The sequence below is a fragment of the Pigmentiphaga sp. YJ18 genome, from assembly GCF_038066655.1.
Taxonomy (GTDB): domain Bacteria; phylum Pseudomonadota; class Gammaproteobacteria; order Burkholderiales; family Burkholderiaceae_B; genus Pigmentiphaga.
On sequence record NZ_JBBUKU010000003.1, the window covers coordinates 272,612 to 287,055 of the forward strand.

Annotated in this window: 14 protein-coding genes and 1 tRNA gene; 9 read left to right on the forward strand and 6 right to left on the reverse strand. The window is 68.2% G+C overall.

Annotation, left to right across the window (positions count from 1 at the left end; genetic code table 11):
- Positions 1-11 precede the first annotated feature (11 nt).
- Together ybgF and WKR98_RS21085 are read left to right on the forward strand one after the other, a co-directional pair.
- Positions 12-785, forward strand: a complete 774-nt coding sequence (ybgF, locus tag WKR98_RS21080) for a tol-pal system protein YbgF (RefSeq protein ID WP_341434600.1) — start codon at positions 12-14, stop codon at positions 783-785.
- Positions 786-918: 133 nt separating this feature from the next.
- Positions 919-995, forward strand: a tRNA-Lys gene (locus WKR98_RS21085).
- Positions 996-1,091: 96 nt separating this feature from the next.
- On the opposite strand, the gene WKR98_RS21090 is transcribed toward WKR98_RS21085, so the two are convergent.
- The 3 genes from WKR98_RS21090 to WKR98_RS21100 form a co-directional block, all read right to left on the reverse strand.
- Positions 1,092-1,382 carry a hypothetical protein gene (locus tag WKR98_RS21090; protein ID WP_192901766.1) on the reverse strand — a complete coding sequence of 97 codons (291 nt, stop codon included), beginning with the start codon at positions 1,380-1,382 and terminating at the stop codon, positions 1,092-1,094.
- 255 nt (positions 1,383-1,637) lie between these two features.
- The gene (locus tag WKR98_RS21095) at positions 1,638-2,585 is read right to left on the reverse strand and encodes a Bug family tripartite tricarboxylate transporter substrate binding protein (protein ID WP_341434702.1); all 948 of its coding nucleotides are present in this window, start codon (positions 2,583-2,585) and stop codon (positions 1,638-1,640) included.
- Positions 2,586-2,788: 203 nt separating this feature from the next.
- A complete protein-coding gene (locus WKR98_RS21100) occupies positions 2,789-4,039 on the reverse strand; it encodes a LysR family transcriptional regulator (protein ID WP_341434601.1) in 1,251 nt (416 codons plus the stop codon).
- A gap of 142 nt (positions 4,040-4,181) precedes the next feature.
- Here WKR98_RS21100 and WKR98_RS21105 point away from each other — a divergent pair, with 142 nt between their 5' ends.
- The gene (locus tag WKR98_RS21105; RefSeq protein ID WP_341434602.1) at positions 4,182-4,607 is read left to right on the forward strand and encodes an OsmC family protein; all 426 of its coding nucleotides are present in this window, start codon (positions 4,182-4,184) and stop codon (positions 4,605-4,607) included.
- A 225-nt stretch (positions 4,608-4,832) separates the two neighbouring features.
- Complete coding sequence (locus WKR98_RS21110) at positions 4,833-6,581, forward strand: sensor domain-containing protein (protein WP_161567894.1); 1,749 nt, start codon at positions 4,833-4,835, stop codon at positions 6,579-6,581.
- A gap of 12 nt (positions 6,582-6,593) precedes the next feature.
- On the opposite strand, the gene WKR98_RS21115 is transcribed toward WKR98_RS21110, so the two are convergent.
- Positions 6,594-7,463: a proteasome-type protease gene (locus WKR98_RS21115; protein WP_341434603.1), complete on the reverse strand. Its 870-nt coding sequence runs from the start codon at positions 7,461-7,463 to the stop codon at positions 6,594-6,596.
- A gap of 212 nt (positions 7,464-7,675) precedes the next feature.
- On the opposite strand from WKR98_RS21115, the gene gtdA reads away from it, so the two are divergent.
- The 3 genes from gtdA to maiA are packed head-to-tail and all read left to right on the forward strand — an operon-like array spanning position 7,676 to position 10,116.
- Positions 7,676-8,728 carry a gentisate 1,2-dioxygenase gene (gtdA, locus tag WKR98_RS21120; RefSeq protein WP_124690743.1) on the forward strand — a complete coding sequence of 351 codons (1,053 nt, stop codon included), beginning with the start codon at positions 7,676-7,678 and terminating at the stop codon, positions 8,726-8,728.
- Between the two features lie 37 nt (positions 8,729-8,765).
- On the forward strand, positions 8,766-9,464 hold the full coding sequence (locus WKR98_RS21125) for a fumarylacetoacetate hydrolase family protein (protein ID WP_124690744.1): 699 nt from the start codon (positions 8,766-8,768) through the stop codon (positions 9,462-9,464).
- 16 nt (positions 9,465-9,480) lie between these two features.
- Positions 9,481-10,116, forward strand: a complete 636-nt coding sequence (gene maiA / locus WKR98_RS21130; RefSeq protein WP_124690745.1) for a maleylacetoacetate isomerase — start codon at positions 9,481-9,483, stop codon at positions 10,114-10,116.
- Between the two features lie 49 nt (positions 10,117-10,165).
- Here maiA and WKR98_RS21135 read toward each other — a convergent pair whose 3' ends face one another.
- Positions 10,166-11,488: an aspartate aminotransferase family protein gene (locus WKR98_RS21135; protein WP_124690746.1), complete on the reverse strand. Its 1,323-nt coding sequence runs from the start codon at positions 11,486-11,488 to the stop codon at positions 10,166-10,168.
- 62 nt (positions 11,489-11,550) lie between these two features.
- On the opposite strand from WKR98_RS21135, the gene WKR98_RS21140 reads away from it, so the two are divergent.
- Together WKR98_RS21140 and WKR98_RS21145 are read left to right on the forward strand one after the other, a co-directional pair.
- The gene (locus tag WKR98_RS21140) at positions 11,551-12,231 is read left to right on the forward strand and encodes a Fe2+-dependent dioxygenase (protein WP_124690747.1); all 681 of its coding nucleotides are present in this window, start codon (positions 11,551-11,553) and stop codon (positions 12,229-12,231) included.
- A gap of 20 nt (positions 12,232-12,251) precedes the next feature.
- On the forward strand, positions 12,252-13,367 hold the full coding sequence (locus WKR98_RS21145; protein ID WP_124690748.1) for an alpha-hydroxy acid oxidase: 1,116 nt from the start codon (positions 12,252-12,254) through the stop codon (positions 13,365-13,367).
- A gap of 6 nt (positions 13,368-13,373) precedes the next feature.
- Here WKR98_RS21145 and WKR98_RS21150 read toward each other — a convergent pair whose 3' ends face one another.
- Positions 13,374-14,354 carry a tripartite tricarboxylate transporter substrate binding protein gene (locus tag WKR98_RS21150; protein ID WP_124690749.1) on the reverse strand — a complete coding sequence of 327 codons (981 nt, stop codon included), beginning with the start codon at positions 14,352-14,354 and terminating at the stop codon, positions 13,374-13,376.
- Positions 14,355-14,444: the final 90 nt, after the last annotated feature.

The following is a 14,444-nucleotide window of genomic DNA, read 5'->3' on the forward strand; positions in this document are numbered from 1 at the left end:
GATCCGCCCTCATGACGCTCCGCACTTCCCGCCTCCGGCTGCTGGCCGCCACCGCCTGCATCGGCGCCAGCTTGACGGGTTTCTCGGCCCACGCGGCCCTGTTCTCCGACGACGAGGCGCGCCAGGCCATCATCGACCTGCGCAAGGAAGTGCGCGAGCGGTCCGACCAGCAAGGCCGCAAACTGACCGACGACCTGGCCCAGAGCCAGCGCAGCCAGTTGCAGCTTGCCTCGCAGATCGAGCAGTTGCAGCAGGAAATCGCCCGCCTGCGCGGTCAGATCGAAATTCTGACCAAGCAGGTGGCCGACACCCAGCAAGCCCAGAAAGACATCTACCTGGACCTCGACACGCGCCTCAAGCGCCTCGAACCCCAGACGGCCTCGATAGACGGCCAGCAGGCCACCGTGGGCGCCGACGAGAAGCGCGCCTATGACGCCGCCATCGACCTGTTCCGCAACGGCAACTACGCCGACGCCATCCCCGCCCTGTCGAACTTCGTCCGCCAGTACCCCCAGAGCCCGTACGCGCCCGCCGCGCAGTTCTATGTCGGCAGCAGCCACTACGCGCTCAAGGACTACAAGGCGGCCATCACGCAGCAGCAGGCGCTGGTCAAGAACTTTCCCACCAACGTCCGCGCGCCCGACGCGCTGCTGGTCATCGCCGGCAGCCAGGTCGAACTGAACGACCGGCGCGGTGCGCGCACCACGCTCGAACGCATCGTGCGCGACTATCCCGGCGTGCCCGCCGCGCAGACCGCGAAGGATCGCCTCGAACTGCTGAAGTGACGCGATACCCGCTCAAATGAAAAAGGCCGGATATACCGGCCTTTTTCATTTGACAAAGAGTCTTTGGGTTGCCATAATTTTGGGCTTCGGGTCGCAAGTTCAGTTGATCGAACAGCGAACTCCGTGAGTACGTGGGGTGGTAACTCAGTTGGTTAGAGTATCTGACTTTTAATCAGAGAGTCGAGGGTTCGAGTCCCTCCCACCCTACCAACCATCCTCGGATGGTTGCCATGAAGCCTCCCAGAGCGGAGGCTTTTTTTTGCCGCCGCGCGGTCGGTATCTTGCTTGCGAACCAGCGGTGCGCGGCTACTCGTTCGTGACCGCCTTCGGATGCAGCCGCAGCGTCGCCTGCGAACCTCCGGCCTGGCCCCCATACGGACGCATGGCCCGCACGTCGGTCACGTTCTCGATGCCTTCTTCCTTGACCCGCTTCAGGAAGCTGACCCGCTCGCGGTAGTACTCCGCGTACATGATCGCATCGCGAACCCGCTGCTCGGCGCGATACAGCGCCAGCCGCGCCTCGTTCAGCGCCTTTTCTGCTTCTCTTTCCGGGGTCGGGGCGTGACTCAGTACCCACCTACGAAGCCACTCGAGCATCATGCCCTCCATTTGAAGTGAGGTTGGGCAAAGCTTAATCCATGGCCTTCGCTGCCAGCCGATTTTCGCGAATGTTTTACCTTCTCAGATGTAACGCTTTCCACCGACGCCCAGGCAGACCGCTGGCGCGGGCCGATCTATCGCGGCTCCCGCGTCATCGGGTGACAGCGGCATGACGGCAGGCGTATCGGCAACGCAACAAGGGCCCGACGCGAACACGCCGGGCCCTTGGTCCTGTCGTTGCGGAAAGAACGATCAATCCACCTTGACGCCGCCCTTCTCGATCACCGGCCGCCAGCGGGCGATCTCGGCGTTGATCAGTTTGGCAAAGACCTCGGGCGGGTTGGGCGTGGCCTCGGCGCCTTCGCTGGCCAGGCGTTGCTCGATCTCGGGCGACGACAGGGACTGGTTGATCTGCTTGTTCAGCTTGGCCACCACTTCGCGCGGCGTGCCCGCCGGCGCGACCACGCCATACCACTGGTCCGCCTCGAAGCCCGGATAACCGCTCTCGGCCACGGTGGGCACGTCGGGCAGCATCTTCACGCGCTGGGGCGAGGATACCGCGATCGGCCGCAGCTGGCCGGCCTTGATCTGCGCGATCACCGCGGGCACGCCGGTAAACATGACCTTGATGTGGCCGGCGACGAGATCGTTGACCGCTGGCGCGGTGCCCTTGTAGGGCACGTGCTGCATGCTCGCCCCGCTTTGCAGCTTGAGGTATTCGGTGGCGATGTGGGCGGCGCTGCCGTTGCCGCCGGATCCGTAGTTGATCGCGTCGGGGTGAGCCTTGGCATAGGCGACCAGTTCCTGCAGGCTCTTCGCCTGGACCGAGGGATGCACCACCAGCACGTTGGGAACGCGCGCCACCCAGGCTACGGCGGCGAAGGCCTTGATCGGGTCATAAGGCAGCTTGGTGTACAGCGAAGGAGTCACGGCCAGCGTGCCGATGTGGCCCATCAACAGCGTGTAGCCGTCGGCGGGCGCCTTGGCGACCTTGTCCGCGCCTATGCTGCCGCCGGCGCCCGGCACGTTCTCGACCACCACTGCCTGGCCCCAGGCCTGGTTCAGTTGCTGGCCGATGGTGCGTCCCAGGATGTCGGTGGACCCACCCGGCGTGAAAGGCACCACCAGACGCAATGGCCGATTCGGATAATTGGCGGCGGCATCCTGCGCGTGGACCGCGCTGGTGGCCGCGCAGGCCATGATGGCCGGGACCGTCAGGAAAATCGTTGCGCGCAAGCTATTCCACATGTCGTGGTCTCCCCTGTTTTCTTGTCGTTTCCACCGGCCGTGCATCGCGTGAAGCCGCCACGCAGCGCCGGAGGTTTTCCTTGCCGGGCAGTATACGAACTGCACCCCTGCCGATGCGAGCCCAGCCTTGCGTGTTGGGGATCCTGCGTTGCGTTCTACTTATCGATGGGTGTGACAATGGCCTCCGCCGCCGCCTGGCGCAAGGCCGCCATGGCGGCCAGGCAGGCCGACGACGCCAGGGCGTCCCGCCGCTGGGTGATGCCGATGCCGCGCTCCGTGCCGGCCAGGGGACCGCATGCATGGACCAGCAGGCCGGCCGCCACCTCCGCCCTGACCTGCAGCGGCGAGACCAGCGCCACGTGGTCGCCCGACAGCAGGACGGACCGCACCACCGCCGTGCTGTGGGCCTGCATGGAAACGCCGGGCATGGGGATGCCCGCCTGCGCGAACAGGTGGTCGAACACCCGCTGCGCGGGCGTGCCGGGCAAGGGCCCGACCCAGGGATAGGCCGCCAGCTGGCGCAGCGAGGGACGCCGGCGGCGCGCCAGCAGCGGATGGCCGGCACGCACGACCGCGACGAAGCGATCGATGAACAACACCTCTTCGACGAAGTCGGCCGCCAGCGCGGCTCCGCGCAGGGGACCGACCATGAAATCGATGTCGGCGGCGCGCAGCATCTCGGTCAGCGCTTCGTAGGTGCCGCCCTTGATGGTCAGGGAAATATCGGACTCGGCGCCGATCGCGAGCGCGGCCGCGCGCGGCACCAGCACGTCGCCCGTCATGGGCAGCGAGCCTATCGATACGCGACGCCCGCCCAGGCCTCGCCAGCGCGCCAGTTCCTCGTGGCCGATGCGGATCTCGGCCACGGCCCGGCGCGCGTGCAGCAGCAGCCAGCGGCCCGATTCGTTCAGCCGCGTGCCGATCCGCGTGCGCTCGAACAACGGCAGCTTGGCCAGGTGCTCGAGCCGGCGCAGCGCCTGGTGCAGCGCCGACTGGGAAATGCCCAGCGCATCCGCCGCGGCGCCTTCGGTGGCATGGTCGGCGCGCAAGGCCAGCGCCGCCAGCGAAGTGTCGCCGACCAGTCGCGGCAGCGCCATGACCGACGCCGGCGCGCCGCGCAGCCGCAGCCCTTCCGCGGCCGCGCGCAGCAAGGCCATTGCGCGCGCGACCCGCAGCGCCAGGACTTCGCCCGCCGGCGTGGCGGCCATGCCTCGCGCGCCACGGTCGAACAGGCGTATGCCCAGCAGCGACTCCGCCTCCTGGATGGCCCGCGTCACGGACGAGGCGGACTGGTGCAGCGCCAGCGCGGCCGGGGTCACGCCGCCTGCCTGCGCCACCGCGGCGACCGCGCGCAGCACGCGCAGCGGCACGGCGGCCCGCGTGTCCGCCGCGGCGTTCCGCGTCATGTCCGTTCGTGTTCCGTGCATCGCGTGGATTGTAGTTTGACAGCCCCGCGCCTCAAGGCGTTACAGCCGCTTGCGATTCCCTCCCGGCCCGCGCCGGCCGCCCGGCGTTAAGCTGGACGGCTCTGTCAACCAGGAGGCATTCATGAAGAAATCGGCTTCGGCAGTCTGGAAAGGCGGCATCAAGGATGGCAATGGCACGCTCAGCACCGAGAGCGGCGTGCTGTCGCAAACGCCCTACAGCTTCCATACCCGCTTCGAGGGCGGCAAGGGCACCAATCCCGAGGAACTCATAGGGGCGGCCCACGCCGGCTGCTTCTCGATGGCCCTGTCCGCCGAGCTGGGCAAGGCGGGCATGACGGCGGAAAGCATAGCGACCACGGCCACGGTCACGCTGGACAAGGTGGGCGATGGCTTCTCGATCACGGCGGTCCACCTGGACGTGGAGGCCGCCATTCCCGGCGCCGCCCAGGCCGCCTTCGAGGCAGCCGCCAACGCGGCCAAGGCGGGCTGCCCGGTGTCCAAGCTGTTTAACGCGCAGATCACGATGGATGCCCGGCTGAAAGCCTGAGGCCGGGCCGGCCTTCCCGCTGCCCCCGAGGGGGCGTTTTTTTGCCTTGGGGCGGCCCGGCGGCGAAAAAAAGCCGCCCCCCGAACGCGCCACCAAGGGAGATCCCTGAAAAGTCGTGGCGTAGCGCCATCATCGCCTGCCGCGCCGTGGCCGCTTGTGATTCAATAGATGCCGTGCCGGCGGGGCCGGCACGACAGAATGTCCTGGTCGTGGAGGAATGAGACCGTGCACAACGATGCGGGCACCACGACGGCGTGGTCCGCTCAGCAATGGACCGCCACCGCCTATCAATTGGCGATGCAGTCGGCTCCCTGCGGCATATTCATGTGCGATGCGCATGGCGTGTTTACCATGGTGAATCCCGCCTACGAGCGCATCACCGGCTATTCCGCCGGCCAGTTGATCGGCAAGCTGCGTTTCGACGCGCTTCACGACCCGTCCGAACTGGCGCTGCGCCAGGGCGAACTGGCCTCGCCGCCGGTGCGCGACATCGTCGGCCTGCACCCCGACTCCGAAATGATCGCCAGCCAGGGGGCGGAAGCCGACTGGACCTATATGCGCCGCAACGGCGCCCGCGTCACCGTCACGCTGGCCCTGAGCCGGCTGACCCAGGCCGATGGCCAGACCGCCGGCTACGTGGGCACGGTCTTCGACAACTCCCGCCGCCCCCGCAATGGCCTGCAGCTCTGGCACCTGCTGCACCACGATCCCCTGACGGGCCTGCCCAACCAGGAATTGCTGGAAGAGCGCCTGGGACTGGCGCTGGAACGCGCGAAAAACGGCAGCGATCCGGTCCTGCTGGTACTGCTGGAGCTGGACAACCTGCGCAAGCTGCGCGACACCCTCGGCCATGCCGCCGCCGACACCGCCATCAAGCAGGTGGCGTCCCGCCTGAAGCGCCTGTGCGGCGACGAGCACGTGCTCGGACTGATGCGCGGCTCGCTGTTCGTCATGATCTCCACCGGCCGCAACACGCTGTCCGTCGAGCGCGAGACCGCGCTGATGGCGGAAGTCTCGCGGCCCATCCCGTTCGCCTCGGCAACGCTGCACGTCACCGCCAGCATCGGGGTCAGCTCCCATCCCACGGCCGGCAACGATGCCCGGGCCCTGCTGCAGCGCGCCCTGCTGGCCCTGCACGCGGCCAGCCGCAGCGGCGGCGGCACCGCCCGCCATTTCGATTTCGGCATGCAGACGCAGTCGGCGCGCCGCAACCATCTCGAGACGCTGCTGCGCGAGGCGGTGGAAACGCGCCAGTTCTCGCTGGCCTACCAACCGCAGGTCGACCTGGGCACCGGCCACATCACCCGCGCCGAGACCCTGCTGCGCTGGCAGCACCCGCGGCTGGGCGCCGTCGGTCCCTCCGAGTTCGTCCCCATGGCCGAAGACCTGGGCCTGATGGACGAACTGGGCGCCTGGGTGATCGACACCGCCTGTCAGCAGGCCGTGCGCCTGCACGCCAAGTTCGGCCAGTCGCCGTGCATGGCGATCAATATCTCTCCCACGCAGTTGCGCGACCGCAAGCTCTACGGCGTGGTCGCCTCCGCCCTCGAACGCTGGCATCTGCCGCCGGGCTGCCTGGAACTCGAGATTACCGAGGGGCTGCTGCTGGACAATACCCGCCAGGTCTCGGACACGCTGCAAAGCCTGCGCAAGCTGGGCGTGGCTATCGCGATCGACGACTTCGGCACCGGTTATTCCAGCTTCGCCTACCTGGCGCGCTTCCCGGTCAACCGCATCAAGATCGACCGCTCGCTGGTACGCGCGATCTCGTCGGTCAAGAACGGCGACGCCATCATCAGCGCCATCATAGGCATGGCCCACGCGCTGGGCATCAAGGTCACCGCCGAAGGCGTGGAGACCGCCGCCCACGCCCGCCGGCTGGGCGAACTGGGTTGCGACGAAGCGCAGGGGTTCTGGTTCTCGCGGCCGCTGACCGCCCAGGCGCTGGAAAACGCGCTGACGCCCATCGCCTAGGGGGAACAGGCCCTAGTCCGGCCCGGGCTGACGCCCCGGCGACTGCGCCAGGGTCTGTGCCAGGGCGGGCTCGTGCACCGACTTGTAGGGCCCGTGCCCCGGCGCCAGCGGCGGCTCGGAGCGCATCGGCGACTTGCCGTGGGGCAGCGCCGAAACCGGCGCCCACTGCGGGTCGGGAATCTCGGCGAACACCTGCCGGAGCCGCTCGCCCCACGACGAATGGATCATCCGGAAGTAGTCGTTGTCGTGGTCGATCAGCGCGAACTTGGTCACGCGCAGGCTGTCCTTCTCGTACACCAGCAGGTCCAGCGGCAGGCCGACCGACACATTCGAGCGCAGCGTGGAATCCATCGAGATCAGCGCGCACTTGGCCGCCTCGTCCAGCGGCATCGACGGCGTCAGCACCCGGTCCAGGATGGGCTTGCCATACTTGGCCTCGCCGATCTGGAAATACGGGCTCATGGTCGAAGCCTCGATGAAGTTGCCCGCCGCGTAGATCTGGAACAGCCGCATGGGCTGCCCCCGGATCTGGCCGCCCAGCAGGAAGCTGCAATTGAACTCGATGTTGAAATCGTTCAGCGCGCTGCCGTGCATGCGGTGGACCTCGCGCACCGCCCGCCCCACCAGGCAAGCCGCCTCGAACATGTTGGGCACGTTCCATGGCGTGGACAGGTCCGGGTCGGACGGCTGCGACAGGAGCTGCGCGACCGACTGGGTCAGCGCCAGGTTGCCCGCCGTCAGCAACACCATGACGCGCTCGCCGGGCTGCTCGAACACGGTCATCTTGCGGAAGGTGCTGACGTGGTCCACGCCCGCGTTGGTACGCGTGTCCGCCAGGAACACCAGCCCCTGGTCCACGCGCGTCGCCACACAATAGGTCATAGGGGGCTCACGCTGGTCGGCATCATCGACGATTCTAGTCCCGGCCCTCCGGTTGGTGCATGGATGAGCCGGCCTACATGCCGCAAGCCATATTTTTATTGATATGGTTGATAAGATAATTTCATATCGATTTGCATACCTCGACGCATACAATGGCCGAAACCACGGCTGCGGGGGCACTCCGCGCCATTCCGCCAGACACGGAGACATCCATGCTCGACAAGACCGCTCCCGATGCCGCGCGCCGCGACTACTACGACCGCATCGCGCAGAAGAACCTGAGCCCCCTCTGGGAATCCCTGCATACCCTCGTCCCGCCCCAGCCGCAGCCGCAGTGCGTGCCCGCGATCTGGAAATACGAGAAGCTGCGCGCCGACGTCATGGAGTCGGGCTCCATCATCAGCGCCGAGGAAGCCGTGCGCCGGGTACTGATCCTGGAGAACCCCGGCCTGAAAGGCCAGTCGGCCATCACCCAGACGCTGTACGCGGGCCTGCAGCTGATCCTGCCCGGCGAGATCGCCCCCAGCCACCGCCACACCCAGTCCGCCCTGCGCTTCATCGTCGAAGGCAAGGGCGCCTACACGGCGGTCAACGGCGAACGCACCACCATGCATCCCGGCGACTTCATCATCACGCCGTCCTGGACCTGGCACGACCACGGCAACCCCACCGAGGCCGAAGGCGGCGAGCCGGTGGTCTGGCTCGACGGCCTGGACATCCCGCTGCTGCGCTCGCTGGACGCCGGCTTCGCCGAAAACTACCCCGAGGCCTCGCAGCCCGTCATGCGCCCCGAGGGGGACAGCTTCGCCCGCTACGGCTACAACATGGCGCCGGTGCGCCACACCTTCAGCGGCACGTCCTCGCCCATCTTCAACTATCCCTACGAACGCTCGCGCGAGGCCCTCGACCAGCTGGCGCGCCGCGGCGAACTCGACCCCTGGGACGGCGTCAAGCTGCGCTACGTGAACCCGGCCACCGGCGGCTACCCCATGCCCACCATGGCGACCTTCATGCAGTGGCTGCCGGCCGGCTTCCAGGGCAAGACCTACCGCACCTCGGACTCCACCGTGTTCAGCGTGGTCGAAGGCCAGGGCAGCGTGCGCATCGGCGACGAAGTCTTCCAGTTCGGGCCGCGCGACGTATTCTCCGTGCCGCCCTGGAAACCGGTGCAACTGGCCGCGCTCGAAGACGCGGTGCTATTCAGCTATTCTGATCGTCCGGTGCAGGCCGCGCTGGGGCTGCTGCGCGAAGAGCGCGTCGCCTGATCCCTTTTCCCATCCCTCCACCAAAGGTTACCCGCCCATGTCGTACGTCTTCCAACCCGAAGCGGTCACCGCGCTGCCCGTCGTCGGCAGCAACGAACAATTCCCCGTGCGCCGCGTCTACTGCGTCGGCCGCAACTACGCCGCCCACGCGCGCGAAATGGGCTTCGATCCCGACCGCGAACCGCCGTTCTTCTTCTGCAAGCCTGCCGACGCCGTGGTGGCCGTGCCCTACGGCACGACCCTGGACCTGCCCTACCCGTCCGAGACCTCGAACTTCCACTACGAGATCGAACTGGTCGCCGCCATCGGCAAGGCCGGCTCCAACATCCCGGTCGAACAGGCGCTGAGCCACGTCTGGGGCTACGCCGTCGGCCTGGACATGACCCGCCGCGACCTGCAGATCAAGATGCGCGAAGTCGGCCGCCCCTGGGAACTCGGCAAGGCCTTCGACCAGAGCGCGCCCACCGCGCCGCTGCACAAGGCCGCCGACGTCGGCGACATGGACAAGGCCGAGCTGTGGCTCAAGGTCAACGGCCAGGACAAGCAGCGCAGCGACACCTCCAAGCTGATCTGGTCGATCGCGGAAACGGTGGCCTACCTGTCCAAGTACTTCCGCCTGGAACCGGGCGACCTGATTTTCACGGGCACCCCCGAAGGCGTGGGCCCCGTGGTCAAGGGCGACCTGATGGAAAGCGGCGTGGCCGGCCTGGGCGAACTGAAGGTCCGCGTGGTCTGAGGCCGGACGAGCCGATATGGAACTCTATAGCTTCTTCAACAGCTCGACCTCGTACCGGGTCCGCATCGCGCTGGCGCTCAAGGGCCTGGCCTACGAGTACCACGGCGTCAACATCCGCAAGCTGGAGCACCGCGCGGCGGACTACGTGGCCAGGAACCCCTCGGCCAATGTCCCGCTGCTGGTCGACGGCGAAGTGCAACTGGGGCAGTCGCTGGCCATCCTCGACTACCTCGACGCCACCTATCCCGAGCCGCGCCTGATCCCGCAGGACAAGATGCAGCGCGCCCGCGTGCTCGAGGTCTCGCTGGCCATCGCCTGCGACATCCATCCGGTCAACAACCTGCGCATCCTGAAGTACCTCACCGACGTCATCGGCGTCACCGAGGAACAGAAGAAGGCGTGGTACGACCACTGGATCCAGGACGGCCTGGCCGCCGTCGAACGCCTGCTCCAGGCCCACGGCTCCGGTCCCTACTGCTTCGGCGACGCCCCCACGCTGGCCGACTGCTGCCTGGTCCCCCAGGTCGGCAACGCCCAGCGCATGGGCTGCGACACCTCGGCCTACCCCCGGGTGATGGCCGTGTACGAGCACTGCCAGCAGCAGCCCGCGTTCCAGCAGGCCGTGCCGGCGAAGCAGCCGGACTATAGCTGACCCCCCTACGCGCTGGCGGACCGGCAAAGCCGGATCCGCTGCGCCCTGGTTAGCCCACGGCATCCAGCGCCGTCTTCACCACGGAAAACAGCACGCCTATCTGCTCCTCGTCGATGATGAGCGGCGGCGAGAACGCCAGGATGTCCCCGGTGAACCGCACCAGCACCCCTGCCTTCAGGCAGGCCAGGAACGCCTCGTAGGCCCGCGCCCCCGGCTGCCCCGCGCGCGGTTCCAGTTCGATCGCCGCCGCCATCCCGATGTTGCGGATGTCCTTCACGTGCGGCGCTCCCCGCAGGCCGTGAACCGCCGACTCGAACACCGGCTCCAGACTCGCGGCGCGCGCGAACAGCCCTTCCTTCTCGTACAGGTCCAGCGTGGCCACCGCGGCCGCCGCCGCGGCGGGGTGCCCCGAATAGGTGTAGCCGTGGAAAAGCTCGATCGCGTTGCCCGGCCCCGCCGCCATGATCGTGTCGTGGATCTCCCGCGATATCGCCACCGCGCCCATCGGAATGGCGGCATTGTTGATCCCCTTGGCCATCGTCAGCAGGTCCGGCGTCACCCCGAAGCGCTGCGCCGCGGTGGCCGCGCCCAAGCGGCCGAAGGCGGTGATCACTTCATCGAAGATCAGCGGAATGCCGTGGCGCGTGCATAGCTCGCGCAAGCGCTCCAGGTAGCCGAGCGGCGGCACGAGCACGCCCGCCGAGCCGGCCATGGGCTCGACGATCACCCCCGCCACCGTCGAAGGATCGTGCAAGGCCAGCAAGCGCTCCAGTTCGTCGGCCAGGTGCGCGCCCCAGGCCGGCTGCCCGCGCGTGAACGCCGCCTCGGCGAGGTTCAGCGTGGCCGGCAGATGGTCCACGCCCGGCATCAGGTTGCCCGCATAGGCCTTGCGGTTGGTACCGATACCGCCCACCGACATGCCGCCGAACCCCACGCCGTGATAGCCCCGCTCGCGGCCGATGAAGCGCATGCGCTGGCCTTCGCCGCGCGCCCGGTGGTAGGCCAGCACGATCTTGAGCGCGGTATCGACCGACTCGGACCCCGAGTTCGTGAAGAAGATACGGTCCAGCCCCGCCGGCATCAGCGCGGCCAGCCGCCGCGCCGCCTCGAAGGCCAGCGGATGCCCCATCTGGAAAGGCGGCGCATAGTCCAACCCGCGCATCTGCCCGTGCACGGCCTCGATGATTTCCTCGCGCCCGTGTCCGGCGTTGCAGCACCACAGGCCGGCCGTGCCGTCCAGGATCCGCTGGCCGTCGGCGTCGGTGTAGTACATGCCCTTGGCCGACACCAGCAGCCGGGGTGCGGCCTTGAACTGGCGATTGGCGGTGAAGGGCATCCAGAGGGATTGCAGGTCGGGCATATCGGCGGGCATGCGGGGCTCCTGGTTGGGCGGCAAGGGTAAACTTGCCGGGATACTCACGAGGATACTCCGCCATGATGTTGACCCTTCCCGACGTGCTGACGGCCGAGCAGGTGACACGCTGCCGGCAGGCGCTGGCGGGTGCCGCCTGGGTCGATGGCCGCGCCACGGCCGGGCACATGGCGGTCCACGCCAAGCACAACCAGCAACTGGCCAATGACGATCCGCTGGGCGCGCAACTGGGCAACCAGATCCTGGACGCGCTGGGCGCCAACCCGCTGTTCATTTCCGCCACGCTGCCGCTGAAGGTGCTGCCACCGGCCTTCAACCGCTACGAAGGTGGCGGCAACTACGGCAACCACATCGACAACGCCATCCGCAGCCTGCCCGGCAGCGCCCACCGCGTGCGCACCGACATCTCGGCCACCCTGTTCCTGACGCCGCCGGAAGACTACGACGGCGGCGAACTCGTGGTCGAGGACACCTACGGCGCCCACCGCGTCAAGCTGCCCGCCGGCCACCTGGTGATCTATCCCGGCACCAGCCTGCACCGCGTCACCCCCGTGACCCGCGGCGCCCGTGTCTCGGCCTTCTTCTGGGTGCAAAGCCTGGTGCGCGACGAGACGCAACGCGAAACGCTGTACCGCATGGACACGGCCATCCAGCAACTGTCCCGCGAAGTCCCCGGCAGCGACGCCGTGGTCCAGCTGACCGGCATCTATCACAACCTGCTGCGGCAATGGTCGCAGACCTGAGCGGGCGCCCCGGAGCCGACATGCCCCTGCCCCCCCTGACGCAGATTCCCCCGCAGATCGCCGCCGTGGCCGACTACGAGGACTACGCGCGGGAACGCATGAGCGACGCCGCCTGGGCCTACCTGTCGGGCGGCGCTGCCGACGAACACACGCTGCGCGCCAACCGCGAGGCCTATGCGCGCGTACGCATACAGCCGCGCGTGCTGCGCGACCTGACGGGCGGCGGCACCGGGCTCGAGCTGCTGGGCACGCCGCTGCCCTTCCCCATCCTGCTGGCCCCGGTGGCCTACCAGAAACTGGTCCATCCGCAGGGCGAACTGGCCAGCGTGCTGGCGGCATCCGCCATGAAGACGGTCATGGTGGCCAGCACGCAGGCGAGCGTCGGACTCGAGGACATGGCGCGCACGGCCGAAGCGCCGCTGTGGTTCCAGCTTTATTTCCAGCGCGAGCGCGACGACACCCTGCGGCTGGTCCGGCGCGCCGAGGCGGCTGGCTATCGCGCGCTGGTGGTCACGGTGGATGCGCCGGTCAACGGCGTGCGCAACCGCGAACAGCGCCAGGGCTTCGGGCTGCCCCCGGACGTCGAGGCTGTCAACCTGCGGGGCATGCGCCCCATGGCGGGCGCGGTGGCGCGGGCCGGGGAAAGCGCCATCTTCGGCGGCGGCACGCTGGACGGCGCGCCGTCGTGGGACGACATCGCCTGGCTGCGCTCGGCCACCCGGCTGCCCCTGGTGCTCAAGGGCATCCTGGCGCCGGCCGATGCCCGGCTGGCGATCGATGCCGGCGCGGCCGCCATCGTCGTGTCCAATCACGGCGGCCGCGGCCTGGACACGCTGCCCGCCACGCTGGAGGCCCTGCCCTGGATCGCCGCCGAAGTGGGTGGCCGCCTGCCGGTCCTGATGGACGGCGGCATCCAGCGCGGCACCGACATATTCAAGGCGCTGGCGCTGGGCGCCAGCGCCGTGATGGTGGGCCGGGGCTACGTGCATGGATTGGCGGCGGCCGGCGCCGTGGGCGTCATCCACGTGCTGCACATGCTGCGCACCGAGCTCGAGATCGCGATGGCCCTGGCCGGCTGCCGCACGCTGCGGGACATCGACCGCAACGCGCTCTGGCCCCACCCGGCCATCGCCTAGCACGCCTTACATCGGCTCGATGCCCGCGGCCTTCACGAGTTGGGCGTTCGACTCGATTTCATCCTTGATGTAGGCGTCGAACTTCTCGGGCGCCAGCACGAAGGCATCGGCGCCCACCGCGGCGAAGCGCGTCTTGACCTCTTCCGTGGCCAGGGCCTTGGCCACTTCGGCCTGCAGCTTGTTGACGATGGGGCGCGGCGTCCTGGACGGCACCATCATGCCTATCCAGAAGTTGAACTCGGACCCCGGTACGCCCGCTTCCGCCGTGGTCGGCACGTCGGGCAGGATGCTGGAGCGGCGCGGCGATCCCACCGCCAGCGGCACCAGGTGGCCTTCCTTGATCTGGCCGATGACCGGCGCCACGGGCGAGAAGTAGTAGTCGACCCGGCCGCTGATGACTTCGGACACGGCCTCGGGCGAACCCTTGAAGGGAATGTGCGTGGCGTCGATCTTGGCCTGCAGCCGGAAGCGCTCGGCGTTCAGGTGCGTGGCGCTGCCGGTGCCCGACGACGCGTAGTTGAGCGTGCCCGGGCGGCTGCGCGCAGTGGACAGCAGTTGCGACAGCGACTTGATGTTCTTGGACGGTGCGATCACCAGCACGTTGGGCAGCGTCGAGATCGGCGTCACGCCCGCGAAGTCCTTCACCGTATCGAACGGCAGCTTGGCGAAGGTGGAGGGATTGACCGTATGCGACGAGGAGTGGATCAGGATCGTGTAGCCGTCGGGCGCGGCCTGGGCGACCTGGGCCGCGCCTATGGTGCCGCCGGCCCCGGCGCGGTTCTCGACCACCACCGTCTGGCCCAGGCTGGCGCCGAGCTTGTCGCTGATGGCGCGGGCGATGATGTCGGTCGTGCTGCCCGCCGTGAACGGCACGATCACGCGGATGGGCTTGGTGGGGTAGGCGGCATCCTGGGCGCCGGCCGGCGCGTGGGCCAGGGCGATCAGGCACGATACCGGAGCGAGTGCTGCGGCGCGGACGAAGTTCATGGTTGTCTCCTGGTGCGGTGTCTTTTATACGCATGCAACCGGTGCGGCGCGAACACGGGATCCCGTCGCTCGCGCTTAATTCACTTTTTG

Bases quoted from the DNA above. Each gene is read 5' to 3' on its own strand.
- WKR98_RS21150 (WP_124690749.1), bottom strand. From the start codon at position 14,354: ATGAACTTCGTCCGCGCCGCAGCACTCGCTCCGGTATCGTGCCTGATC.
- WKR98_RS21135 (WP_124690746.1), bottom strand. From the start codon at position 11,488: ATGCCCGCCGATATGCCCGACCTGCAATCCCTCTGGATGCCCTTCACC.
- WKR98_RS21095 (WP_341434702.1), bottom strand. From the start codon at position 2,585: ATGGCCTGCGCGGCCACCAGCGCGGTCCACGCGCAGGATGCCGCCGCC.
- maiA (WP_124690745.1), top strand. From the start codon at position 9,481: ATGGAACTCTATAGCTTCTTCAACAGCTCGACCTCGTACCGGGTCCGC.
- WKR98_RS21125 (WP_124690744.1), top strand. From the start codon at position 8,766: ATGTCGTACGTCTTCCAACCCGAAGCGGTCACCGCGCTGCCCGTCGTC.
- WKR98_RS21140 (WP_124690747.1), top strand. From the start codon at position 11,551: ATGATGTTGACCCTTCCCGACGTGCTGACGGCCGAGCAGGTGACACGC.
- WKR98_RS21090 (WP_192901766.1), bottom strand. From the start codon at position 1,382: ATGCTCGAGTGGCTTCGTAGGTGGGTACTGAGTCACGCCCCGACCCCG.
- WKR98_RS21115 (WP_341434603.1), bottom strand. From the start codon at position 7,463: ATGACCTATTGTGTGGCGACGCGCGTGGACCAGGGGCTGGTGTTCCTG.
- WKR98_RS21145 (WP_124690748.1), top strand. From the start codon at position 12,252: ATGCCCCTGCCCCCCCTGACGCAGATTCCCCCGCAGATCGCCGCCGTG.
- WKR98_RS21105 (WP_341434602.1), top strand. From the start codon at position 4,182: ATGAAGAAATCGGCTTCGGCAGTCTGGAAAGGCGGCATCAAGGATGGC.
- ybgF (WP_341434600.1), top strand. From the start codon at position 12: ATGACGCTCCGCACTTCCCGCCTCCGGCTGCTGGCCGCCACCGCCTGC.
- WKR98_RS21100 (WP_341434601.1), bottom strand. From the start codon at position 4,039: ATGACGCGGAACGCCGCGGCGGACACGCGGGCCGCCGTGCCGCTGCGC.
- gtdA (WP_124690743.1), top strand. From the start codon at position 7,676: ATGCTCGACAAGACCGCTCCCGATGCCGCGCGCCGCGACTACTACGAC.